At 73.5% G+C, this 20,720-nt stretch carries 22 protein-coding genes; 7 read left to right on the top strand and 15 right to left on the bottom strand.

Annotated elements, in window-relative coordinates:
• Positions 1 to 8: 8 nt before the first annotated feature.
• Entirely contained in the window at positions 9 to 1,337 is a 1,329-nt protein-coding gene (locus H9623_RS11135; RefSeq protein WP_193720102.1) for a DUF1254 domain-containing protein, read from the bottom strand.
• Positions 1,338 to 1,586: 249 nt separating this feature from the next.
• On the opposite strand from H9623_RS11135, the gene H9623_RS11130 reads away from it, so the two are divergent.
• The 3 genes from H9623_RS11130 (at position 1,587) to H9623_RS20015 (ending at position 2,649) form a co-directional block, all read left to right on the top strand.
• Positions 1,587 to 2,036 (top strand): SufE family protein, encoded by a 450-nt coding sequence (locus tag H9623_RS11130; RefSeq protein ID WP_193720101.1) that lies wholly within the window; start codon positions 1,587 to 1,589, stop codon positions 2,034 to 2,036.
• Positions 2,037 to 2,122: 86 nt separating this feature from the next.
• The gene (locus H9623_RS20020) at positions 2,123 to 2,452 is read left to right on the top strand and encodes a hypothetical protein (protein ID WP_321575404.1); all 330 of its coding nucleotides are present in this window, start codon (positions 2,123 to 2,125) and stop codon (positions 2,450 to 2,452) included.
• Positions 2,449 to 2,649, top strand: coding sequence for a GNAT family N-acetyltransferase (locus tag H9623_RS20015; RefSeq protein ID WP_321575403.1), 201 nt, complete (start codon positions 2,449 to 2,451; stop codon positions 2,647 to 2,649). The genes H9623_RS20020 and H9623_RS20015 overlap by 4 nt, the downstream gene beginning before the upstream one ends.
• A gap of 27 nt (positions 2,650 to 2,676) precedes the next feature.
• Here H9623_RS20015 and H9623_RS11120 read toward each other — a convergent pair whose 3' ends face one another.
• A complete protein-coding gene (locus H9623_RS11120) occupies positions 2,677 to 3,156 on the bottom strand; it encodes a winged helix-turn-helix transcriptional regulator (protein WP_227748526.1) in 480 nt (159 codons plus the stop codon).
• 159 nt (positions 3,157 to 3,315) lie between these two features.
• Here H9623_RS11120 and H9623_RS11115 point away from each other — a divergent pair, with 159 nt between their 5' ends.
• The gene (locus H9623_RS11115; protein WP_193720100.1) at positions 3,316 to 3,687 is read left to right on the top strand and encodes a DoxX family protein; all 372 of its coding nucleotides are present in this window, start codon (positions 3,316 to 3,318) and stop codon (positions 3,685 to 3,687) included.
• Between the two features lie 105 nt (positions 3,688 to 3,792).
• Here H9623_RS11115 and H9623_RS11110 read toward each other — a convergent pair whose 3' ends face one another.
• From H9623_RS11110 to eda, 12 genes are all read right to left on the bottom strand, one after another.
• Positions 3,793 to 4,761 carry a bile acid:sodium symporter family protein gene (locus H9623_RS11110; protein WP_321575402.1) on the bottom strand — a complete coding sequence of 323 codons (969 nt, stop codon included), beginning with the start codon at positions 4,759 to 4,761 and terminating at the stop codon, positions 3,793 to 3,795.
• A gap of 51 nt (positions 4,762 to 4,812) precedes the next feature.
• On the bottom strand, positions 4,813 to 5,583 hold the full coding sequence (locus H9623_RS11105; protein WP_193720098.1) for an SDR family NAD(P)-dependent oxidoreductase: 771 nt from the start codon (positions 5,581 to 5,583) through the stop codon (positions 4,813 to 4,815).
• Between the two features lie 112 nt (positions 5,584 to 5,695).
• Entirely contained in the window at positions 5,696 to 6,148 is a 453-nt protein-coding gene (locus tag H9623_RS11100; RefSeq protein WP_193720097.1) for a TFIIB-type zinc ribbon-containing protein, read from the bottom strand.
• 108 nt (positions 6,149 to 6,256) lie between these two features.
• Complete coding sequence (locus tag H9623_RS11095; protein WP_193720096.1) at positions 6,257 to 6,946, bottom strand: response regulator; 690 nt, start codon at positions 6,944 to 6,946, stop codon at positions 6,257 to 6,259.
• Positions 6,943 to 9,618 carry a DUF4118 domain-containing protein gene (locus H9623_RS11090; RefSeq protein WP_193720153.1) on the bottom strand — a complete coding sequence of 892 codons (2,676 nt, stop codon included), beginning with the start codon at positions 9,616 to 9,618 and terminating at the stop codon, positions 6,943 to 6,945. Before H9623_RS11090 ends, H9623_RS11095 begins: the two co-directional genes overlap by 4 nt.
• Positions 9,619 to 9,780: 162 nt before the next feature.
• Entirely contained in the window at positions 9,781 to 10,473 is a 693-nt protein-coding gene (gene kdpC / locus H9623_RS11085; protein ID WP_193720095.1) for a potassium-transporting ATPase subunit KdpC, read from the bottom strand.
• Between the two features lies 1 nt (position 10,474).
• Positions 10,475 to 12,628: a potassium-transporting ATPase subunit KdpB gene (gene kdpB, locus H9623_RS11080; RefSeq protein ID WP_193720094.1), complete on the bottom strand. Its 2,154-nt coding sequence runs from the start codon at positions 12,626 to 12,628 to the stop codon at positions 10,475 to 10,477.
• A gap of 209 nt (positions 12,629 to 12,837) precedes the next feature.
• On the bottom strand, positions 12,838 to 14,493 hold the full coding sequence (kdpA, locus tag H9623_RS11075; protein ID WP_193720152.1) for a potassium-transporting ATPase subunit KdpA: 1,656 nt from the start codon (positions 14,491 to 14,493) through the stop codon (positions 12,838 to 12,840).
• Between the two features lie 86 nt (positions 14,494 to 14,579).
• Positions 14,580 to 14,672, bottom strand: a complete 93-nt coding sequence (locus tag H9623_RS11070) for a potassium-transporting ATPase subunit F (RefSeq protein WP_139107727.1) — start codon at positions 14,670 to 14,672, stop codon at positions 14,580 to 14,582.
• Positions 14,673 to 14,978: 306 nt separating this feature from the next.
• Positions 14,979 to 15,347 carry a hypothetical protein gene (locus H9623_RS11065; protein ID WP_193720093.1) on the bottom strand — a complete coding sequence of 123 codons (369 nt, stop codon included), beginning with the start codon at positions 15,345 to 15,347 and terminating at the stop codon, positions 14,979 to 14,981.
• Between the two features lie 266 nt (positions 15,348 to 15,613).
• Positions 15,614 to 16,741 carry a sugar kinase gene (locus tag H9623_RS11060; protein WP_193720092.1) on the bottom strand — a complete coding sequence of 376 codons (1,128 nt, stop codon included), beginning with the start codon at positions 16,739 to 16,741 and terminating at the stop codon, positions 15,614 to 15,616.
• Between the two features lie 8 nt (positions 16,742 to 16,749).
• Positions 16,750 to 17,445 (bottom strand): bifunctional 4-hydroxy-2-oxoglutarate aldolase/2-dehydro-3-deoxy-phosphogluconate aldolase, encoded by a 696-nt coding sequence (gene eda / locus H9623_RS11055; protein WP_193720091.1) that lies wholly within the window; start codon positions 17,443 to 17,445, stop codon positions 16,750 to 16,752.
• A gap of 73 nt (positions 17,446 to 17,518) precedes the next feature.
• Between eda and H9623_RS11050 the strand changes: the two genes are divergently transcribed.
• The 3 genes from H9623_RS11050 (at position 17,519) to H9623_RS11040 (ending at position 19,538) form a co-directional block, all read left to right on the top strand.
• A complete protein-coding gene (locus H9623_RS11050) occupies positions 17,519 to 18,352 on the top strand; it encodes an IclR family transcriptional regulator (RefSeq protein WP_193720090.1) in 834 nt (277 codons plus the stop codon).
• A 166-nt stretch (positions 18,353 to 18,518) separates the two neighbouring features.
• A complete protein-coding gene (locus H9623_RS11045; RefSeq protein WP_193720089.1) occupies positions 18,519 to 18,914 on the top strand; it encodes a universal stress protein in 396 nt (131 codons plus the stop codon).
• 24 nt (positions 18,915 to 18,938) lie between these two features.
• Complete coding sequence (locus tag H9623_RS11040) at positions 18,939 to 19,538, top strand: DUF4203 domain-containing protein (protein ID WP_193720088.1); 600 nt, start codon at positions 18,939 to 18,941, stop codon at positions 19,536 to 19,538.
• Positions 19,539 to 19,610: 72 nt separating this feature from the next.
• Here H9623_RS11040 and H9623_RS11035 read toward each other — a convergent pair whose 3' ends face one another.
• Positions 19,611 to 20,579, bottom strand: coding sequence for a VOC family protein (locus H9623_RS11035; protein ID WP_227748525.1), 969 nt, complete (start codon positions 20,577 to 20,579; stop codon positions 19,611 to 19,613).
• Between the last annotated feature and the right edge of the window lie 141 nt (positions 20,580 to 20,720).

Genomic DNA, 20,720 nt, shown 5'->3' with positions numbered 1-20,720 from the left:
GGCGCGGCTCAGACGCGACGCAGGGCCGGCGGGACCCAGCGGCCGTCGAGCGCCTCGGGCAGCGGCGCGTAGAGCCGCATCGTCACGCCCAGCGGCCCCCTCGGCGCGGGGAGCCAGTTCGGCTCCCGCTCGGGACCGGGGCTCTCGTGCTGGAGATAGAGGTCGAGCGAGCCGTCCGCGCCGTACCGCAGGTCGTCCCGGTCGCCGAGCGCGAAGCGGTCCAGCGCGTTCGCGGCCTGGAAGCCCTCGGCGTCGTACATCGTGACGGACCAGAACGCGGCCGCGGGCGGCAGGTCGTCGGCGTCGAAGTGCAGGACGTAGTCGTGGTCGCCGGTCACGGCCTGCCCGTCGGCGTCCGTCAGGAGCAGCGGGTAGATCGCGTCCTCGACGGGGTTGGCGCCGAGCCCCACGAGCGTGACGACGGCCCGCTTGAGGTAGAAGTTCCCGTAGACGCCCATGGTGTCGCGGTAGAGCATCCACCCGTCGGCCACGGTCCCGAGCGTGGCCTGCGCGGTGCTCAGCAGCTCGCGCCCCCTCGTCGCGCCCGCCTCGATCTCCGCGAGCTCGGCCTCGTCGAACTGGCCCGGGTCGAAGTCCTCGCCCGGCACGATGCCGAGCGAGCCGATGCGCGCGAGCACCGAGAAGTCCGTCAGGTGCGGCGGGTTCACGTCGAGCAACCGCGTGGCGTAGGAGAAGAGGTCGACCGCGCTGAGCGCGTCGGCCAGGCGCAACGGCTCGGTGCGCGTGTCGGCAGCCGGGTCGATCTCGAACGGTGGGCGGTCCCCCAGGGCCCGCACCGAGAACCCGTCCTGCACCGCGTGGACCGCCGGGTAGTCCGCGACGCCGTTCGTCTGGATGCGCCCGATGGCCCACACGTGCGGGGTCGGGGCGACGATCAGCGCGACGTCCTCCGGCAGGTCGTCGTAGAACTCCATGAGGTCGCCCTCGTAGTCCGGGCCGACCACCAGGTAGTCCCCCGCTCCCGTCCCGGTGGTCCGCTTCCCGATCGTCGCGAAGACCTCGGTCCACATGTCCAGCAGGGGCAGCATGTAGTAGCGGTCGTCGGTGTCGGGCACGTGGAGGAGCACCGGCCCGTGCGTCAGGTCGAGCCACAGGTTCGAGTACAGCGTGTCGAAGTTGGGCCGCACGACGGCACGGAAGTCCGCGGGCGGGAACTCCCGCAGGTGGTGGAACGCGTTGGGCGGACCGAACCCGGGCCGCTTCCCCGCCTCCACGTTCGTCGCCTGACGCCTGGACAGGTCCATCGTCACGAGCGGGTAGAGGTAGACGTACGCCTCCTGGCTCAGCGTGCGCAGGTCGTTCGACAGGGTTCCCATGACGCTCCGTCCCTCGGCGCCGTGCGTCGGCGCACTCGTGGGCCAACGTATCCAGGGCGCGCGGGCGGCGCTCGTCGAGGGCGGGCGTGGCTGCCGGGCGGGCGTGGCTGCCGGGCGGGCGTGGCTGCCGGGCGGGTGTCGCGGGTTCCGGGTCGGGTCCTCGTCCGCAGTGCGAGGAGCCCGACGGCGGAGCCGTCCGCTGGGCGGTCCGGCGCTGCCGGCGCACGGCCCGGGTGGGAGGATCGACGGATGACTGACGACGCCGCGACCGAGCTGCCCCCGGTCCTCGCCGAGATCCGCGACGACTTCCTCGCCCTCGGGGAGCGCGACCGCCTCCAGCTCCTCCTGGAGTTCTCGCGCGAGCTCCCGGACCTGCCCGCGCGCTACCAGAACTCCCCCGGTCTGCTCGAGCGCGTCGAGGAGTGCCAGTCCCCCGTCCGGGCGTTCGCCGAGGTCGAGAGCGGTGCCGTCCACCTGTACGCCACCGCTCCCCCGGAGGCCCCGACCACGCGCGGCTTCGCGTCGATCCTCGCCCAGGGCCTCGACGGCCTGACGCCCGAGCAGGCGTTGGCCGTCCCCGACGACTACCCGTTCACGATCGGGCTGACCAACGCCGTGAGCCCCCTGCGCCTCAACGGCATGACGGGGATCCTGCTGCGTGCCAAGCGCCAGATCCGCGAGCAGGTCGCGGCCGGGTGACCCGGCCCGCCGGCACCGGGCCCGTGCCCCGGCAGGACGTTCCCGGCCGTCCCCTCGGCGGCGGTGGCAGGTCGACGGGGGTCGTGGTGCGACGCGTCGCCGCCGACGAGTGGGCTCGCGCGCGCGACCTGCGGCTCGAGGCGCTGCAGGACCCTGAGGCGGTCCGTGCGTTCCTCACGTCGTACGCCCAGGCGTCCGCCCAGCCCGACTCCGTCTGGCAGGAGCGCACGGCACTGGCGGCCCGGGGCGACCAGGCGGCCCAGCTCGTCGCGACGGCGGGCGACGAGTGGGTCGGGACGGTCACGGTCGTGGTGCAGGGCCCCAGTGCCACGGACGTCCTCGGTCGTCCGGTCTCCGAGGCGCACGGGCCGTCGTCGCGGTCTACGTCCGCCCCGGGTCCCGGTCCGCCGGCGTGATCGACGAGCTCCTCGACGCCGCCGCCGACTGGGCTCGCGGGCGTGGTCTCGTCCGGCTGACGCTCGACGTGCACCGCGACAACCCGCGGGCCCAGGGCGCCTACCGCCGCTGCGGGTTCGTCCCGACGGGTCGCACGTTCACCGGGCCGGTCGGTCCCGAGGTGGAGATGGCTCGCCCGGTGCGCCCGACCGCCTGAGCGTCGGTCGCGCGTGGGGCCCTCAGGTCAGCCGCGCGCCTCCTCGTTCCTCGCGTCGAAGCGTTCGCGGTGACCCTGGATCTTCTCGGTGTTCCCCATGGCCCACTGCACCAGGGCCAGGACGGGCGGCAGGAGCGTGCGGCCCAGGTCGGTGAGCTCGTAGTCCACGCGCGGAGGGACCACGGCATGGACCGTGCGGCTCACCAGCCCGTCACGCTCGAGCTGGCGCAGGTTGAGCGTGAGCATCCGTTGGGAGATCCCGCTGATGCCGTGCAGGAGCTCGGTGAACCGCAGCGGCCCGCCGGAGAGCGTGCCGAGGATGAGGACGCTCCACTTGTCACCCACGCGGTCCAGGACGCGTCGGATCTCGCTCGTCGCGTGATCGGCGCCGCAGCCACCGCCGCCGGGCGCAGGCATGGGCACCGGCACGGGCTCTGCCCCGGCGACGGGCACGTGGAGCGCGTCGCGACCCGGCGAGCTCCCGGCCCCCTCGGTGGTCGTGGTCATGCGCTCTCCCTCTCCGTGCCCACCGGAACACCGGTGTGCCTTTTGTAGACCATCTTCAGGTTACCCATGATGTCCTCCGGCACAAAAAGTGACTGACCCTACGGACGGTCACTAGCACGCTCCCCTGGCGCCCACGCGCCACGACCTCGAAGGAACCTGATGAACATCGCCCTCTGGATCGCCGCAGGACTGCTCGCCGTCGCCTTTGCCGGCGCGGGCCTCATGAAGCTCACGACCCCGGCCGGCAAGCTCATGGAGAAGATGCGGTGGGTCACGCCCGGGCGCCTCACGTCCGTGCGGGTGCTCGGAGCGCTCGAGGTCCTCGGTGCGCTCGGCCTGATCCTGCCGCTGGTCACCGGGATCGCACCGATCCTGACCCCGATCGCCGCGGTCGGCCTGGCGATCACGCAGATCGGCGCGATCCCGGTGCACGTGCGCCTGGGCGAGAAGCAGTCCGTCCCGGTCAACACCGTCCTGCTGATGCTCGCGGTGTTCGTCGCCGTGGGCCGCTTCGCGGGCTGGGGTGCGTGACGCCGTCGGACCGCTGGGACGCGCGTCGGGTGTGACGTCCGGGCTGTCACGGGACAGCCTGGCACAGCCCGGACGCCGCGCTCGTCGTCGCCTGGCGCCTCGTCCTCAGGCGGCGTCGCGCAGCGCCAGCCTCCGTGCGAGCACCGCGCACACGATGAGCTGGAGCTGGTGGAACACGATCACGGGCACCGCGACGGTTCCCGCGACAGCGACCGGGAAGAGCACCGCGGCCATGGGCAGCCCCGTGGCGAGGCTCTTCTTGGACCCGCACATGAGCAGCGCGATGCGGTCCTCGACACCGAGGCGCAGGCCCGCACCGCCCCACCACGTCACGGCCAGCATGATCGCCAGGATCACACCGCTGACGCCGACGAGGCCCAGGATCGTCCATCCCGAGATGCCCGCCCACACGCCCGCGCTCGTCGCCGCGGCGACCGCACCGAAGACCACCACGAGGATCGTGCCGCGGTCCACGGACAGCGTGAGCCACCGCCGGGCCCGGATCCAGCTCCCCACGAACGGCTGCAGGAGCTGCCCCACGACGAACGGCACGAGCAGGTGCAGCAGCACCTCCCGCAGGCCGCTCAGCCCGCTCGTCGCACCGCTCGACGACATGAACCACAGCACGAGCAGCGGGGTCACGACCATGCCGACCACGTTCGAGACCGTCGCGCCGCAGATCGCGCCCGCGATGTTGCCGCGCGCGACCGACGTGAACGCGACCGACGACTGCACGGTCGACGGCAGCAACGACGAGAAGAGGATGCCCGCCGCGAGCGGCTCCCCGACCCATGGCGTCACGGCCCAGGCCACCACGAGGCCCACGAGCGGGAAGACCACGTACGTCGCGGCGAGGATGCCGCCCTGCAGTCGGACGTTCTTGAGCCCCGCCCAGACCTCGGACGTGGACAGCCGCATGCCGTAGACGAGGAACAGGACGGCGACCGCGACGTCCGCGACCGCGTCCACGACGCGCTGGACCTCCGCCGGGACCGGGACCACGAGCCCCAGGACCATGGTGGCGACAAGAGCCACGACGAACGGGTCGACCCACTGCTTCAGCACCTGGCGCACGAGGCCAGAGTCTAGGTGTCGCCCGGGGCGACAGCCTGGTCGGCCCATCTGTCAGAACAGCGTGTACCCGCCGTCGACCGTGACGACCGCCCCCGTCATGAAGCTCGACGCCTCGCTCGCGAGCATGACCACGACGGGCCCCAGCTCGGCGGGCGTCCCCCAGCGCTTCATCGCGGCGGGCGCGACGCAGTCGTCGTAGAACTCCGGCCGGTCCACGGGGGACATCTCGGTCACGATGTACCCCGGCGCGATCGCGTTGACCCGGATCCCGTGCGGCGCCCACTCCGCGGCCAACCCCTTGGTGAGCTGGTGCACCGCCGCCTTCGACGCCAGGTACGCGGGCTGCCACCGGGGGCGGTTCACGATCTGCGCCGACATCGAGCCGACGTTGACGATCGTCCCGCCCCGGCCGTCGGCGACCATCTGCCGGGCCACGGCGCGCGAGCAGTACCAGACGCCGTCGAGGTTGGTCGCGAGCGTGCGGTGCCACACGTCGTCCTCGATCTCCAGGGCCGCGCCCCCGATCGAGATGCCCGCGTTGTTGACGAGCACGTCGACCCCGCCGCCCTCGCGCCCGACCTGCGCGACGACGTCGTCCACCTGCTCGCGGTCCGTCACGTCGAGCTCGTAGCCGTGCGCGTCGAGGCCCAGCCCGCGCAGCTCGTCGGCCGCGGCCCGCGCGGCCTCGAGCGTCGTCGCGGTCAGCGCGACGCGCGCTCCCGCTTCCCCCAGGGCCTGGGCGAGGCCTCGACCGATGCCCCGGCTCCCGCCGGTGACCAGGGCCGTGCGGCCGGCGAGGGAGAACGTGTCGAGGACGGGCATGGCATTCCGATCGGCAGGAGGGAGGGCGCCCGGGCACGAGCAGCGGGCGGGCACCCACGTCGAGGGGTACGACGACGGCGCCGCCCCCGCGAGGGGTCGGCGCCGCGGCGGCTCAGAAGTCGAACAGGTCCTCGAGCCAGGACTCCTTCTTCTTGCGCTTGCGGTAGCGCGGGTCGTCGCTGCGGTACTGGTCCGAGCCGCGGTACTGGTCGCTGCCGCGGTACTCGTCACGACGGCGGTCGTCCCCGCGGTACTCGTCACGACGGCGGTCGTCCCCGCGGTACTCGTCACGACGGCGGTCGTCCGCGTACCCGTACGGCGCGGGCGGCGGCGGGACGGGGAGCTGCTGCGTCGGCGGGTACTGCACGGGCGTCGAGGCGTGCGGCGCGGCCGCTGCTGCGGGGCCACCGGCCTCGGCGGCGATCTCGGCCTCGAGGCTGCGGTCGATGATCTTGTCGAGCTCACCCCGGTCGAGCCACACACCGCGGCACGTGGGGCAGTAGTCGATCTCCACGCCCTTGCGGTCGGACATCACGAGCACGGTCTGGTCGAGAGGGCACAGCATGACGGGTCTCCTTCGTCGGGTCGAACGCACAACGGTCGGCGCGCGGCGGTGGTTCCCGTCTCGCCGGACGCCCGCGGGCGGGGCAGGGCACAGCCTACGACGGGCACGTCACACCTCGAAGAGGTATCCCATGCCCGGCTGCGTGATGATGTGCCGCGGGTTCGCGGGGTCGTCCTCGAGCTTGCGACGCAGCTGCGCGGTGTACACGCGCAGGTAGTTCGTCTCGGCCGAGTACGCGGGTCCCCACACGTCGTGCAGGAGCTGCAGCCGCCCGACCATGCGCCCGCGGTGGCGCACCAGCACCTCGAGCAGCGACCACTCGGTGGGGCTGAGCCGGACCTCCTGCCCGGCCCGCAGCACCCGGCGGCGGGCCAGGTCGATCCGCAGGTCCCCCGCCTCGACGACGGGCTCGGAGACCTCGGCGGGCTGCGCACGACGCACCGCTGCCCGCAGTCGCGCGAGCAGCTCGTTCATCGCGAACGGCTTGGTCACGTAGTCGTCGGCGCCCGCGTCGAGCGCGTCGACCTTGTCGTCGCCGAGCTGGCGCGCCGAGAGCACCACGATCGGCACGGCGCTCCAGCCACGGATGCCCTCGATGACCTCGAAGCCCGACAGGTCGGGCAGCCCGAGGTCGAGGAGGATCACGTCGGGTCGGGCGCTCGCCGCGGCGTCGAGGGCCTCGGCACCCGTCGCGGCCACAGTCACGTCCCAGCCGTGGGCGCGCAGGTTGATCGCGAGCGCTCGCACGAGCCCGGGGTCGTCGTCGACGACGAGCACGCGGTTGCCGTCGGCGCTCATCCGCGCACCTCGTCGTTCTCGCCCGCGCCGTCCAGGTCCGGTGCGGCCGTGCGGTCTCGTTCGACGTGGGTGTTCACGTCGTCATCCTCCCGTGCCTCGCGCGGGACCGTGAGCACCATGGTCAGTCCTCCGCCGGGCGTGTCCTCGGGCGTGATGCTCGCGCCGACGGCCCGGGCCAGGCCGTCGGCGACCGCGAGCCCCAGGCCCAGCCCTTCACCGGTCGTGTCGCCCAGGCGCTGGAAGGGTTCGAACATGCGGATCTTGGACTCGTCGGACAGGCCGCGGCCCGTGTCGACGATCCGCAGCTCGATCTCGCGCGGCCCCGCCGAGGCCGTGATCCGCACGGGCTCGCCGGGCGGGCTGTGCCGCACGGCGTTGGACGTGAGGTTCGCGACGGCACGCTCGAGCAGGCCGGGGTCGGTGCGCACGAGCGGAAGGTCGTCGGGCACGTCGAGGCGCACGACGCCCGGCCCGTACGGTTCGACCGCGAGCGGCACGATCTCGTCGACCGACGCGGCGCGCAGGACCGGCCGCACGCTCCCGGTCTGCAGCCGGGACAGGTCGAGCAGGTTGTCGATGAGCTTCTCGAGGCGTCCGGTCGAGTCCTGGATGGTCCGGGTCAGTGCCTCGGTGTCCTCGGCGTCGAGGTCGACGTCGGGAGACGCGAGGCCGTCGACGGCCGTCCGGATCGACGCGAGCGGGGTGCGCAGGTCGTGCGAGACGGCCGCGAGCAGGGCGGTGCGGGTCGCGTCGGCCTCCTCGAGGACGGCGGCCTGGGCCGCCTGCTCACGCAGTCGCCGGTACTCGAGGACGAGCCCCGCCTGCGCCGCGAACGCCTCGAGGACCTGGCGGTCGCTCGCGGGCAGGGCCCTGCCCCACAGGGACAGGCGGTGGTGGTCGTCGACGCGCAGCTCGGTGCGCTCGGCGCGGTCCAGGTGCCCGACGGCGGAGCGCGCCCCGGTGGGCGCGCCGTCCTCGGCGGCGGTCCGGTCGGCGTCGGCAGGGGACCCGGCGCTCTCGGCGCGGCCCGTGCTCGCGACCGTGCGCCACGGGGCCCGCTCCCCCGACCGTGTCTCGAGCTCGACCCGCGAGAGCCCGAACGTCTCGGCGAGGCGCGTGACGATGGCCTGCGCGGTGTCCTCCCCCGAGAGCACCGACCGCGAGAGGGCCGCGAGCGTCGAGGCCTCGGCCCTCGCCCGGTACGCCTGCACGGTCCGCCGCGCGGCGAGGTCCACGACGGAGGCGACGGCGGCGGCGACCAGGACGAACACGAGGAGCGCGAGGAGGTTCTCGGGGTCCTGGACCGTGAGGAAACCGGTCGGGGGCGTGAAGAACCAGTTGAGGCACAGGAACGACACGACCGCGGCGGCCACGGCGGGCCACAGCCCGCCCACGAGCGCCACGCCCACCGAGCCGGCGAGGAACAGCATGAGCTCGGTCGAGAGCGACACGTCCTCGCGCAGGAGCCAGAAGACCCCGGTCAGCGCGGCCGGGACGACGAAGGCCAGGGCCCACCCCGCGACACGGCGGCGCCGGGACAGCGCCGACCACCGGCCGCGCAGCAGCCGTCCCGCACGGGCCTTCTCGTGCGTGACGAGGTGGACGTCGATCGTCCCGGCGAGCCGCGCGATCTCGGTGCTCGACGACCCGAGCAGCGCCTCGCGCCAGCGCGAGTGCCGGGAGACGCCCACGACGATCATGGTCGCGTTGACCCCTTGCGCGAAGTCGACGACGGCCGAGGCGACGTCCTCGCCCACGACGGTGTGGAACGTCCCGCCGAGCGACTCGACGAGCTCGCGCGAGGCGGCGATGGCCGCGGGCGGGGCGCTGGGCAGCCCGTCGGTCGCCAGGACGTGGACCGCGACGAGCTCGGAGCCCGCGGCGCGCTGGGCGATGCGGGCGCCGCGGCGCAGGAGCGTCTCGCCCTCGGGGCCGCCCGTGACGGCCACGACGATGCGTTCGCGCGCGGGCCACGTGCCGACGATCGCGTGGTCGGCCCAGTAGCGGGTCAGGGCGTCGTCGACGCGGTCGGCGAGCCACAGGAGCGCGAGCTCGCGCAGCGCCGTGAGGTTGCCCGTGCGGAAGTACGAGGACAGCGAGGCGTCGATCTGCTCGGCCCGGTACACGTTGCCGTGCGCGAGGCGGCGGCGCAGCGCCTGGGGCGAGAGGTCGACGAGCTGGATCTGGTCGGCGTCGCGCACGACCTGGTCGGGCACGGTCTCGCGCTGGCGCACGCCCGTGATGGCCTCGACGTCGGCCGTGAGGGACTCGAGGTGCTGCACGTTGACCGTGGTCACCACGTCGATGCCGGCGGACAGGAGGTCCTGCACGTCCTGCCAGCGCTTGCGGTGCCGGGAACCGGGCGCGTTGGTGTGGGCGAGCTCGTCGACCAGGGCCACCTGGGGGGCGCGGGCGATCACCGCGTCGACGTCGAGCTCGGTCAGCTCGACGTCGCGGTGGCTCACGACGCGGCGCGGCACGACCTCGAGGTCCCCGACCTGCGTGATCGTGGCGGCTCGCCCGTGCGTCTCGACGAGCCCCACGACGACGTCGGTCCCGCGCGCCCGGCGCCTGTGGGCCTCGCCGAGCATCGCGAACGTCTTGCCCACGCCGGGCGCGGCCCCGAGGTACACGGTGAGCAGACCCGGGCGGCGGGCGGCGTCGTCGGGCATCCCCGCCCTGCGGACCGCCGCACCCTCACCACCCGAGGACGCGCCCGGGTCCGGGCGCCCCTCCTGGGGGCTCCCGGACCCTGCGGCCTCCTGGCCGTCGCGTCCCTCAGGCACGGGGCACCCGCGCCGTCCGGTCCACGGCGGAGGGCCTCGCGCTCGTCGTCATGGGTTCATCTTCTCCGAGTTCTCGAGCGCGAGGTTGAGCTCGAGCACGTCGACACGCGGTTCGCCCAGCACACCGAGGTCCCTGCCCGCGGTGTGCTGCGCCACGAGGTCCGCGACGACGGCCTGGTCGAGGCCCCTCGCCTCGGCCACCCGCGCGACCTGCAGGGCCGCGTACGCGGGGCTGACGTGTGGGTCGAGGCCCGACGCCGAGGCCGTGAGGGCGTCGGCCGGCAGGTCTGCGGGGTCCACGCCGTTCAGGGCCGCGAGCGCCGCCCGGCGCTCGTCGATCGCGGCGACGAGCTCGGGGTTGAGCGGCCCGAGGTTGGTGCCCGCCGACGCGAGCGTGTCGTACCCGTCGCCCGCGGCCGAGGGGCGGCCGTGGAACCAGCGCTCGGCGTCGTCGGCCGCGGCGAAGTCCTGACCGATCAGGGCCGAGCCCACGACGGGCGCCCCGTCCGCGCCGGTGTCGGTGATCGACGTGGCGTGCGTGCCGTCGCTGCGCACGAGCGACCCGTTCGCCTGCCACGGCAGGGCGAGCTGCCCGACGCCCCACACCGCGAGCGGGTACGCCACGCCCAGGAGCAGCGTCAGGACGAGCAGGACGCGCAGGCCGGCGAGGGTCTGGCGGAACAGCGAGGCGGCACCGGCCGAGGCCGAGGGACGCGCGAGGGTGGAGGAGGTTCCAGGCATGTCAGCCAATCCCGGGGATGAGGGAGATCACGAGGTCGATGAGCTTGATCCCGACGAACGGGGCCACGAGGCCGCCCACGCCGTAGACCAGGAGGTTGCGGCGCAGCATCGCGGAGGCCGACGAGGGCCGGTACCGCACGCCCCGCAGCGAGAGCGGGATGAGCACCAGGATGACGAGCGCGTTGAACACGACGGCCGACAGGATGGCCGACTCGGGGCTCGACAGGCGCATGACGTTGAGCACCGCGAGCTGCGGGAACACGACCATGAACATCGCGGGCAGGATCGCGAAGTACTTCGCGATGTCGTTCGCGATAGAGAACGTCGTCAGGGCCCCGCGCGTGATGAGGAGCTGCTTGCCGATCTCGACGATCTCGATGAGCTTGGTCGGGTCGGAGTCGAGGTCCACCATGTTCCCCGCCTCCTTGGCGGCGGTGGTCCCGGTGTTCATCGCGACGCCCACGTCGGCCTGGGCCAGGGCGGGTGCGTCGTTGGTGCCGTCGCCCGCCATGGCGACGAGCCGCCCGCCGGCCTGCTCGCGCCGGATGAGCGCGAGCTTGTCCTCGGGCGTCGCCTCGGCCAGGACGTCGTCGACGCCCGCCTCCGCGGCGATGGCCCGCGCGGTCACGGCGTTGTCGCCCGTGACCATGACGGTGCGGATGCCCATGGCGCGCAGCTCGTCGAACCGCTCGCGCATGCCCGCCTTGACGACGTCCTTGAGGTGGACGACACCCAGCACGCGTGCCGGGCCCTCGCCGACCTGCTCGGCGACGACGAGCGGGGTGCCGCCCGAGGAGCTCACGGCGTCGACGTGGGCTGCGAGCTGCTCGGCCGTCGTCCCCTCGGTGGTCGCGCCGGTCGAGCGGACCCAGCGCTGGACCGCGCTGCCGGCCCCCTTGCGGATGCGTCGCACGCGCCCACCCGGCAGCGGCACGTCGATCCCGCTCATGCGGGTCTGCGCCGTGAAGGGCACCATCTCGGCGCCGGCGACGTCGTCCGCCCGGTCCGCCGGCCCCTCCCCCAGGCCGTACCGCTCGCGCACGAGGGCCACGATGCTCTTGCCCTCGGGCGTCTCGTCCGCGAGCGAGGACAGCCGGGCTGTCTCGGCGAGCTGCACGGTCGTGACGTCACCGACCGTGAGCAGGTCGGACGCCTGACGGTTGCCGTACGTGATGGTGCCGGTCTTGTCGAGCAGCAGGACGTCGACGTCTCCCGCGGCCTCGACCGCGCGACCCGACATCGCGAGGACGTTGCGCTGGACCAGGCGGTCCATGCCCGCGATGCCGATCGCGGACAGCAGCGCCCCGATGGTCGTCGGGATGAGGCACACGAGCAGCGAGATCAGGACGATCATCGACTGCTTGGAGCCGGAGTACACCGCGAACGGCTGGAGCGTCACGACGGCCAGCAGGAAGATGATCGTGAGCGAGGTCAGCAGGATGTTGAGCGCGATCTCGTTGGGCGTGCGCTGCCGCTCCGACCCCTCGACGAGCGCGATCATCCGGTCGACGAACGTGTGGCCCGCGGGGGCCGTGATCCGCACGACGATCGTGTCCGACAGGACGACGGTCCCGCCCGTGACCGCGGACCGGTCGCCGCCCGACTCGCGGATCACCGGGGCCGACTCGCCCGTGATCGCGGACTCGTCGACCGACGCGACCCCCTCGACGACGTCACCGTCACCGGGGATCGTCTCGCCCGCCCGGACGACCACCACGTCCCCGACGGCCAGCGTCGAGGAGGGGACCTCCGCCGTCGGGAGCCCCGCGAGGCCCGTCCCCGACGCGAGCGTGTCGGACGGAGCCATGACGCGCCGCGCGGTCGTCTGCTGCTGGGTCGCGCGCAGGCTCGACGCCTGCGCCTTGCCCCGGCTCTCCGCGACCGACTCGGCGAGCGTCGCGAACAGCACGGTCGCCCACAGCCACACGACGATGGACCAGGCGAACACGCTCGGGTCGAACGCCGCGAGCAGCGTGGTGGCCGCCGCCCCGAGCTCGACGACGAACAGCACGGGCGAGGCCACCAGCTCGCGCGGGTCGAGCTTGCGGAACGCGCCGGGCAGCGCAGCCTTGACCTGAGCCCACGAGAGCGACGCGCTGCGCCCGGGCCCGGCCTTGCGGCCGCCGGTCGGACCAGCCGAGCCGGAACCGCCCACGGCATCGGCGGTTCCTCCCTCGACAGCACCTGGTGCGCCCCCAGCGACAGGAAGCAGCACCGCGTCCGACGTATCGAGCAGCGTGTCACCGCGGGGGGCGGGGCGGGTCGTGGCGGGTCTGGCGGAGGACCGAGGAACGAGGTCCTCGGGAAGACCCGCCCCGCCCCCCGCGGGGACGCGCCCAGAGGGAGTGACGGAAGAAGAGGGATTCATGAGAGCGACTCCACGATGGGACCGAGCGACAGCACGGGGACGAAGGTGAGCCCGACGACGACCAGGGCGACGGTCCCGAGCACGCCCACGAACAGCGGCTGGTGCGTCGGGAGGGTGCCCGCGGTGGCGGGGACCGTCCTCTGGGAGGCGAAGCGTCCGGCGAGGGCCAGGACGAGGGCGATGGGGATGAAGCGGCCGGCGAGCATCGCGACGCCCAGGGCCGTGTTGTAGAAGGGCGTCCCGGACGTGAGCCCGCCGAACGCCGACCCGTTGTTGTTGGCCGCGGACGTGAACGCGTACAGGACCTCGGACAGGCCGTGCGGCCCGGCCTCCTGGATGCCTACCTGCCCGGCGGGCAGCGCGATGGCGAGCGCCGTGCCGACGAGCACGAGGAACGGGACCGTGAGGATGTACAGCGCCACGAGCGTGATCTCCTGTCGGCCGATCTTCTTGCCCAGGTACTCGGGCGTGCGCCCGACCATGAGCCCCGAGACGAACACCGCGACGATCGCGAGCATGAGCATCCCGTACAGGCCCGACCCCACGCCGCCCGGCGCGATCTCGCCGAGCATCATGGTGAACATCGTGACGCCGCCACCCGGCGCGGTCAGGGAGTCGTGCATCGCGTTGACCGCCCCCGTGGAGGTGCCCGTGGTGGACGCGGCGAACAGGGCGCTCGCGGCGAGGCCGAAGCGGGTCTCCTTGCCCTCCATGGCGCCGCCCGCGGCGAGGGGCGCGGCGCCGGGCCCGGCCATCTCTGCCCAGGTGATGAGCGCGACCGAGACGAACCACAGCGCGCCCATGGCCCCGAGGATCGCCCAGCCCTGGCGCTTGTCGCCGACCATGAGGCCGAACGTGCGGGGCAGGGTGAAGGGGATCACGAGGATGAGGAAGATCTCGAACAGGTTGGAGAACGGGCTGGGGTTCTCGAGGGGGTGCGCCGAGTTGGCGTTGAAGAACCCTCCGCCGTTGGTGCCGAGCTCCTTGATGACCTCCTGCGAGGCGACAGGGCCGCCGAGCACGTGCTGCGTGCCTCCGGCGACGGTGTCGATCGCGGTGTGCGCGTCGAAGTTCTGGATGACGCCCGTGGCGAGCAGGACGAGCGCGCCGACGAACGCCATGGGGAGCAGGATGCGCACGCAGGTACGGGTCAGGTCGGACCAGAAGTTGCCGACGCGCCCGTCGGTGCCCGAGCGCATGAAGCCGCGGACGAGCGCGACGGCCACCGAGATGCCGACGGCCGCTGACACGAAGTTCTGCACCGCGAGCCCGGCCATCTGGAGCAGGTGCCCCGCGGCGGCCTCGCCCGAGTACCACTGCCAGTTGGTGTTGGCCACGAACGAGACGGCGGTGTTCCAGGCGCCGGCCGGGTCGAACGCGGAGAACCCGAGGTTCATGGGCAGGTGCTGCTGGAGCCGGGCGAGCCCGTAGAGGAGCAGGAGCGAGGCCGTCGAGAAGCCGAGCAGCGAGAGCAGGTAGGTGCTCCACCTCTGCTCGGCGTCGGGGTCGACGCGCATGAGCCGGTACCCGGCCTTCTCGACGCGCAGGTGGCGCGGGGAGGTGAAGACGCGGGCCATGTAGGCGCCGAGCGGGGCGTGCACCGCGGCGAGCGCGAGGAGCAGCAGGGCGATCTGCCCGACGGCGAGCCACACGCCGGGCTGCTGCGACGCGACCTCGCCGACCGCCTGGGTCGCCGTCGTCTGGATCAGCACGCTGGTCTGGGTCAGCACGGTCGCGCTCACCGGACCTTGTCGCTGCGGAGCAGGGCGACGAACAGGTAGCCGAGCAGCACCACGACGGCGCCGAGCCCGACCCAGTCGAGGACCGTCATGACGAGGACCCCCCGGAGGAGCCGTGGCGTCGCGCCACGAGGCCGACGGTGGCGAAGAACACCACGGTCAGCAGGATGTAGGCCAGGTCGGCCATCGGAGTTCTGCCTTCGGACGTCGTGCGGCGGGCGGCACCACGGGATCGTGAGCGGGTGCTCGCGGTCGGCGTGGGGGCGCGTGCCGGTGCGCAGCTCCTGCGCACACCCCAGGTCTAGGCCCTGCCGGGACGTCCGGAGCGGGCGTTGACGGGTTCTTGACGGGGGCCGGGCGGGTGTTGACGCAACCCTGACGGCAGGGACGAGCGACGGTCAGTCGGCGTCGAGGCGTTCGCGCAGCTCCTCGGCCAGGTGCAGGTCGTCGTCGAGCGCGGCGAGCGCGTCGGCGAGCAGGGGCAGCGCCTCGGCGCCGGCGAGGAACCTGGCTGCCGCGGCGTCGTCGTGCAGCTGGAGCGCGAGGTCGGCCCGCAGGACGAGGGCGCGGAAGCGCAGCCGCTCGGAGACGGTCCGGGTCCGGACGCCCTCGGCGTCGAAGGCCCGGTCGAGGATGCGGGCCGCGCCCGTCGGGTCCCCGGCCCCGCGCAGGATGCGTGCGTGCTCGACGGCGCGGGCGATGTCGGAGGGCGCGTCGACCGTGCGCCGCGGGAGGCGGCCAAGTGGCACCTCACCGCGCTGCACCACGTGTGCCTCCTCGCACTCGCCGAGCCACGTGGGCTGCTGGCGGGCTGTGTCCGATCTGTCCGTGCTCGTCCACCCTAGCCGCGACCCCCGCGGACCGCGCGGCATGTCGTTCGGCGTGCCGCCGGGAACCACCGGGCGGGGCGGGCCCGCGAGCGGGCGGACCTCTCGACGGGTCGCGGCGGCACGGGGGTCCTCGACCGTCGGGGACCCCCGTGCGCGCTCTGGTCGACGCCCGGCCGGTCCTGGGCGCCGCCGGGAGGTGCGGGTCAGCGCTGGACGCGCGCGCTCCCGCCCGAGGCGAGCTTGCGGACCTCGGCGAGCGACGCCGTCGACGTGTCGCCCGGCGTGGTCATCGCGATCGCGCCGTGCGCGGCGCCGTACTCCACGGCCTCCTGGATCGAGCCGAGCTCCATGAGCCCGTACGCGAGCCCCGAGGCGAACGAGTCTCCGCCGCCCACGCGGTCGAGGATCTCGAGGTCCGCGCGGTGCGTGGCCTCGGCGAAGCCCTGGACGCGCGACCACGCGACGGCCCCCCAGTCGTTGCGGGTCGCGGAGCGCACGGCACGCATGGTGGTGCCGATGACCTGGAAGTTCGGGTACTCGGCGGCCGCGGTCTCGATCATGGCGCGGAACGCCGCGGTGTCCAGGTCCGTCAGGTTCTCGTCGACGCCCTCGATCTCGAAGCCGAGGCTCGCCGTGAAGTCCTCCTCGTTGCCGATCATGACGTCGACGTACTGCGCGAGGTGGCGGTTGACCTCCTGGGCACGGGCCTTGCCGCCGATGCCCTGCCACAGCGACGGGCGGTAGTTGAGGTCGTAGGAGACGATCGTGCCGTGCCGGCGCGCGGCCTTCATCGCGGCCTCGGCGACGTCCGCGGACGACGCGGACAGGGCCGCGAAGATCCCGCCCGTGTGCAGCCATCGCACGCCGCGGCCGAACAGTTCGTCCCAGTCGACGTCGTCGGGCTTCATCTGGGCGATCGCGGTGTTGCCGCGGTCGCTCACGCCCACGGCCCCGCGCACGCCGTAGCCGCGCTCGGTGAAGTTGAGGCCGTTGCGGACCGTGCGGCCGATCCCGTCGTACGGGACCCACTGCACCCAGCTCGTGTCCAGGCCTCCCGTGAGCATGAGGTCCTCGACCAGGCGGCCGACCTCGTTGTCCGCGAGCGCCGTGACGATCGCTCCGCGCAGGCCGAAGCAGCGGCGCAGGCCGCGCGCGACGTTGTACTCCCCGCCGCCCTCCCACGCGTCGAACGAGCGCGTGGTCTTGATGCGGCGCTCGCCCGGGTCGAGGCGGAGCATGACCTCGCCCAGGGAGACGACGTCGTAGGTGCAGTCCGCGGCGGGGCGCAGGTTCAGCGGTGCGCCCGCGGGGCGGGGGGTCGTGCGGGTCATGTCGGCTCTCACTTTCCGGCGACGGCGTGGGCGGTGGCGGCGGGCGCCGCGGTGGTCAGGGAGGCCGCGAGCGCGACGGCCTGGGCGGAGCGGCGCGTGACCTCGGCGAAGTCGCGGGCCTCGACGAGCGCCTTCTCGACCATCCACGAGCCCCCCACGGCCAGGACCGAGGGCACCGACAGGTACTCGGTCGCGTTCGCGGCGCTCACGCCGCCGGTCGGGACGAACCGCAGGCCGGGGAACGGGGCGGACAGGGCCTTGATCGCAGGCACGCCGCCGTTGATCCCGGCGGGGAAGAACTTGACGACGTCGAGCCCCAGGGCGAGGGCCGCCATGATGTCCGACGGCGTCGCGACGCCCGGGAAGATCGGCAGGCCGTGGTGCTGGGCGCGGCGCACGACGTCGGCGCTCAGGCCGGGCGAGACGAGGAAGCGGGCGCCGGCGTCGACGGCCTGGTCGACCTGCTCGGCGTTGATGACGGTCCCGGCCCCGGTGACGAGCTCGGGGAGCTCACGGGTGACCGCGGCGATCGCGGCACGGGCACCCGCGGTGCGGAACGTGATCTCGGCGATGGGCAGGCCGCCGTCGAGGAGGGCGGTGCCGAGCGCGAGCGCCTGGGCCTCGTCGTCCACGACGACCACGGGGACGACACGGACCCTGGCGAAGAGCTCCTGGAGGTCGGTCGGGGGCGCAGCGGGTGACATGAGGCCTCGCGTTTCGTTATAGTGAACGGATGTTCTGGAATACGAAACCACCCTACCCGGCTGGTGCGATCACGTGGTAGCCCGTCCCGCCGGCGGCGCGACGGGCGCCCCCGGTCCCGCCGACGCACCGTCCGCGAGCCCGCTCGGCTCGGTCGACAAGGCCCTGCTGGCCCTCGAGCACCTCGCCGCGGCCGGTCCGACCGGACTGGCGCTCGGGACCCTCGCGACCGGCCTCGGTCTCAACAAGACCTCGCTGCACCGCACGCTCGCCGCGCTGCGCTTCCGCGGGTACGCCGAGCAGGACCCGACGACGGGCGCCTACCGCCTCGGCCCCGCCGCGACCGCCCTCGGCACCGTCTTCCTCGGCGAGGAGCACCTGCCCGCGCTGCTCACCCCCGCGCTCACGGCGGTCTGCGAGGCGTCGGGCGAGCTCATCCACCTGGGCGTGCTGTCCGGGCCGGAGATCGTCTACCTCGACAAGGTCGAGCCCGCCCGGGCCGTGCGCGTGTGGTCCGCGATCGGGCGACGACGACCCGCCGCCACCACGGCCCTCGGCCGGGCCCTGCTCGCGTTCCGCCCCACCGACCGGTCCGCGATGTCCTGGTACGCGGCGGCTGCGGGGGACGAGAGCCCCGTCACCGAGGACTCGCTGTGGGAGATCCTCCGCACGACCCGGGCCCGCGGCTGGGCCACCGAGACCGAGGAGAACGAGCCGGGCATCAGCTGCCTCGCCGTGCCCCTGCTGCGCGCGGGCCAGGCCGTCGCGGCGCTGTCCGTGACCGCCCCGGCCGACCGCATGGACGACGCCCGGCACGTCGAGCTCGCCCGGATGGTCGACGAGGTCGCCCGCCCCCTGCTCCCGCCGTCGCTGAGCCTGCCGGCCGACCTCGCCCCACCGGGGCGCTGACGGGCCACCGACGGACTGCCGACGGCCCCGTCGGCGAGCGGCGCCGTCGGGCGGGGAGCCGCGACGCGCCGCCGATCGCTGCGCGGTCTCGCGCGGTATGAGAGAGTTCAGATCACACGCGATCTGCCCGTCGACCCGGGCACGACGGACGAGGAGCACCGCGGCGATGACCGTACTTGTGGCCTACAACGACTCGCCACAGGGCGAGGCCGCTCTGCGGGCCGCCGCCGCCGAGGCGGTCCGGCGAGCGCTCCCCCTGGCGGTCTTCGTGCTCACCCCGCTCGAGGGCCCGCCGCAGGAGGACCCGCCGCTCCCGCCGGACCTCGCCCACCTCCTCGACGCGCTGCCCGTCGGCACGCCCGCCGCGACCGTGACCTACCGGGAGGCGCGCGTCGACCCGCCCGTCGCGATCCTCGACGAGGCCGAGCGCCTCGCCGCGAGCCTCGTCGTGATCGGCTCGCGCAAGCGCTCCCCCGTCGGCAAGTTCCTCCTCGGCAGCACCACGCAACGCGTCCTGCTCGACGCCCACGCTCCCGTCATGGTCATCAAGGCCAAGCACTAGCCCACCTCACGCCAGGAGGTCGCCGTGGACCCGGTCGTCGCAGGTCTCGTCATCGTCGCCGTCGGGCTGCTCCTGTGCTTCCTCGGCGTCGGCTCGGTCCATCTCGCGGTCATCACGTCCGGGTTCGGCCTCGGCTGGATGCTCGGCGACCTGTTCGGTGCGAGCCAGTCGACCGCGCTGCTGATCGGCGTCCTGGGCGGGCTCGTCGCCTGGATCGCGGTGGCGTTCGTGTTCAAGCTCGCCGCGTTCTTCATCGGGATCGTGACCGGCGCGGTGATCGGCGCCAAGCTCTACGGCACGGTCTCGGGAGACTCGGGCAACTGGGTGCTCGCGGCGATCATCGTCGTCGCGGTCGCGGCGGCGTGCGGGTTCCTCGCGGACCGGTACCGGCGCCGGGCCCTGCTGTGGCTCACGACCATCGGTGGTGCGGGCATCGTGCTGGGCGGCCTGGGCCGGGTCTCCCCCGACTCCCTGGGGTTCCTGCGCGACCCGGCGCCGGGGTGGGAGCAGGTCGTGTCGTTCCTCGCGTGGGTCGCGCTGGCCCTCGCCGGCTGGGTCGTGCAGCGTCGGCTGTTCGCCAGGCGCCTGGGCATCGAGCGCGACGAGGAGCCCTCGAAGCGCTGAGTGCGGAGCCGATGCTGCCGGGGTCGCCCCCGACGACGACTTCTCCGCACCCAGCGGTGGAGACCGGGCGGCCTAGCGCACCGAGACCTCGATGAGGTTCTTCCACGGGTCGTCGAACCGCAGCGTCGCGCCGTCGTGACGCATCTGGACGCCCCGGCGGGCGAGCCGGTCGGCGAGCGCCGTGACGTCGTCCTCGGTGGGCACCGCGATCGCGACCTGCCCCAGCCCGAGCGTCGAGGCGCGCGGCCCCGCACCCCGGCTGTTCCACGTGTTCATGGCCATGTGGTGGTGGTACCCGCCCGCCGAGACGAACAGGGCACCGGGCAGCGAGGCGGTGGCCTCGAACCCCAGGGTGTCGACGTAGAACGCGCGGGCCGTGGCGACGTCACCGACCTGCAGGTGCACGTGCCCCACCACGGTGTCGTCGGGTCCGACGACGTCGGTCGACAGCGCCCGCTCGAGCGCCTCGTCCGTGAGGTGCTGCTGCATGAAGGCGTTCGGGTCGATGTAGAGGGTGTCCATCGCGACCTGGCCGTTCTCCCAGGTCCAGGTCTCGCGCGGGCGGTCGTGGTAGAGCTCGACGCCGTTGCCCTCGGGGTCCGTGAAGTAGAACGCCTCGGAGACCAGGTGGTCGCCGCTGCCGACGAACGTGCTGGGCGCGGTGCGGGCGACCGAGGCGACGGCCGCGGCGAGGGCGGGGGCGTCGTCGAACAGCAGGGCCGTGTGGAACAGGCCCGCCTCGCCGCGGCGGGCGAGGGGAAGGTCCTTGCCGCGGCGCAGCACCACGAGCGGCGTCGCGCCGCGCCCCAGGACCACGGTCTCGTCGCGCGAGCCGGTCCCGGCGCCCGGGATCGCCGCGAGCAGCGCGTCCGTCGGCGCCAGCACCGCGAGGGAGAGTGCGTCACGGTAGTAGCGGGTCATCAGGTCGAGGTCGGCGACGTGCAGCGTCACGGCGTCCATCGAGGTCTCGGCCGAGAGCAGGTCCTTGGTCGCGAAGCCGGTGGCGTCCGTGCCGGGAACGCTCGTGGTGTGGTCAGTCATGGTGTCCTCCGTCCAGGGCCGGGTGCCGACCTCTGACTCCAGAATAGTTGATGCTTCAACTAAATGGAAGCGGGGCCGTCGCGGACGTCCGCCCGCCGAGCCCGCGCGCAGGGTTGCGCTGCGACACGCCCGGCGTGTCGC

This window comes from Oerskovia douganii (assembly GCF_015142735.1).
Lineage (GTDB): Bacteria > Actinomycetota > Actinomycetes > Actinomycetales > Cellulomonadaceae > Oerskovia > Oerskovia douganii.
The sequence above is the reverse complement of the archived record's forward strand: the minus strand, read 5'-3'. Positions and strand labels throughout refer to the sequence as shown.

Coding starts and splice junctions, on each gene's coding strand:
- H9623_RS11070 (WP_139107727.1), bottom strand. CDS start 14,672: ATGACGGTCCTCGACTGGGTCGGGCTCGGCGCCGTCGTGGTGCTGCTC.
- H9623_RS11045 (WP_193720089.1), top strand. CDS start 18,519: ATGACCGTACTTGTGGCCTACAACGACTCGCCACAGGGCGAGGCCGCT.
- H9623_RS11120 (WP_227748526.1), bottom strand. CDS start 3,156: ATGACCACGACCACCGAGGGGGCCGGGAGCTCGCCGGGTCGCGACGCG.
- H9623_RS11105 (WP_193720098.1), bottom strand. CDS start 5,583: ATGCCCGTCCTCGACACGTTCTCCCTCGCCGGCCGCACGGCCCTGGTC.
- H9623_RS11115 (WP_193720100.1), top strand. CDS start 3,316: ATGAACATCGCCCTCTGGATCGCCGCAGGACTGCTCGCCGTCGCCTTT.
- kdpC (WP_193720095.1), bottom strand. CDS start 10,473: ATGCCTGGAACCTCCTCCACCCTCGCGCGTCCCTCGGCCTCGGCCGGT.
- H9623_RS11135 (WP_193720102.1), bottom strand. CDS start 1,337: ATGGGAACCCTGTCGAACGACCTGCGCACGCTGAGCCAGGAGGCGTAC.
- eda (WP_193720091.1), bottom strand. CDS start 17,445: ATGTCACCCGCTGCGCCCCCGACCGACCTCCAGGAGCTCTTCGCCAGG.
- H9623_RS11100 (WP_193720097.1), bottom strand. CDS start 6,148: ATGCTGTGCCCTCTCGACCAGACCGTGCTCGTGATGTCCGACCGCAAG.
- H9623_RS11130 (WP_193720101.1), top strand. CDS start 1,587: ATGACTGACGACGCCGCGACCGAGCTGCCCCCGGTCCTCGCCGAGATC.
- H9623_RS11060 (WP_193720092.1), bottom strand. CDS start 16,741: ATGACCCGCACGACCCCCCGCCCCGCGGGCGCACCGCTGAACCTGCGC.
- H9623_RS11095 (WP_193720096.1), bottom strand. CDS start 6,946: ATGAGCGCCGACGGCAACCGCGTGCTCGTCGTCGACGACGACCCCGGG.
- H9623_RS11035 (WP_227748525.1), bottom strand. CDS start 20,579: ATGACTGACCACACCACGAGCGTTCCCGGCACGGACGCCACCGGCTTC.
- H9623_RS11090 (WP_193720153.1), bottom strand. CDS start 9,618: ATGCCCGACGACGCCGCCCGCCGCCCGGGTCTGCTCACCGTGTACCTC.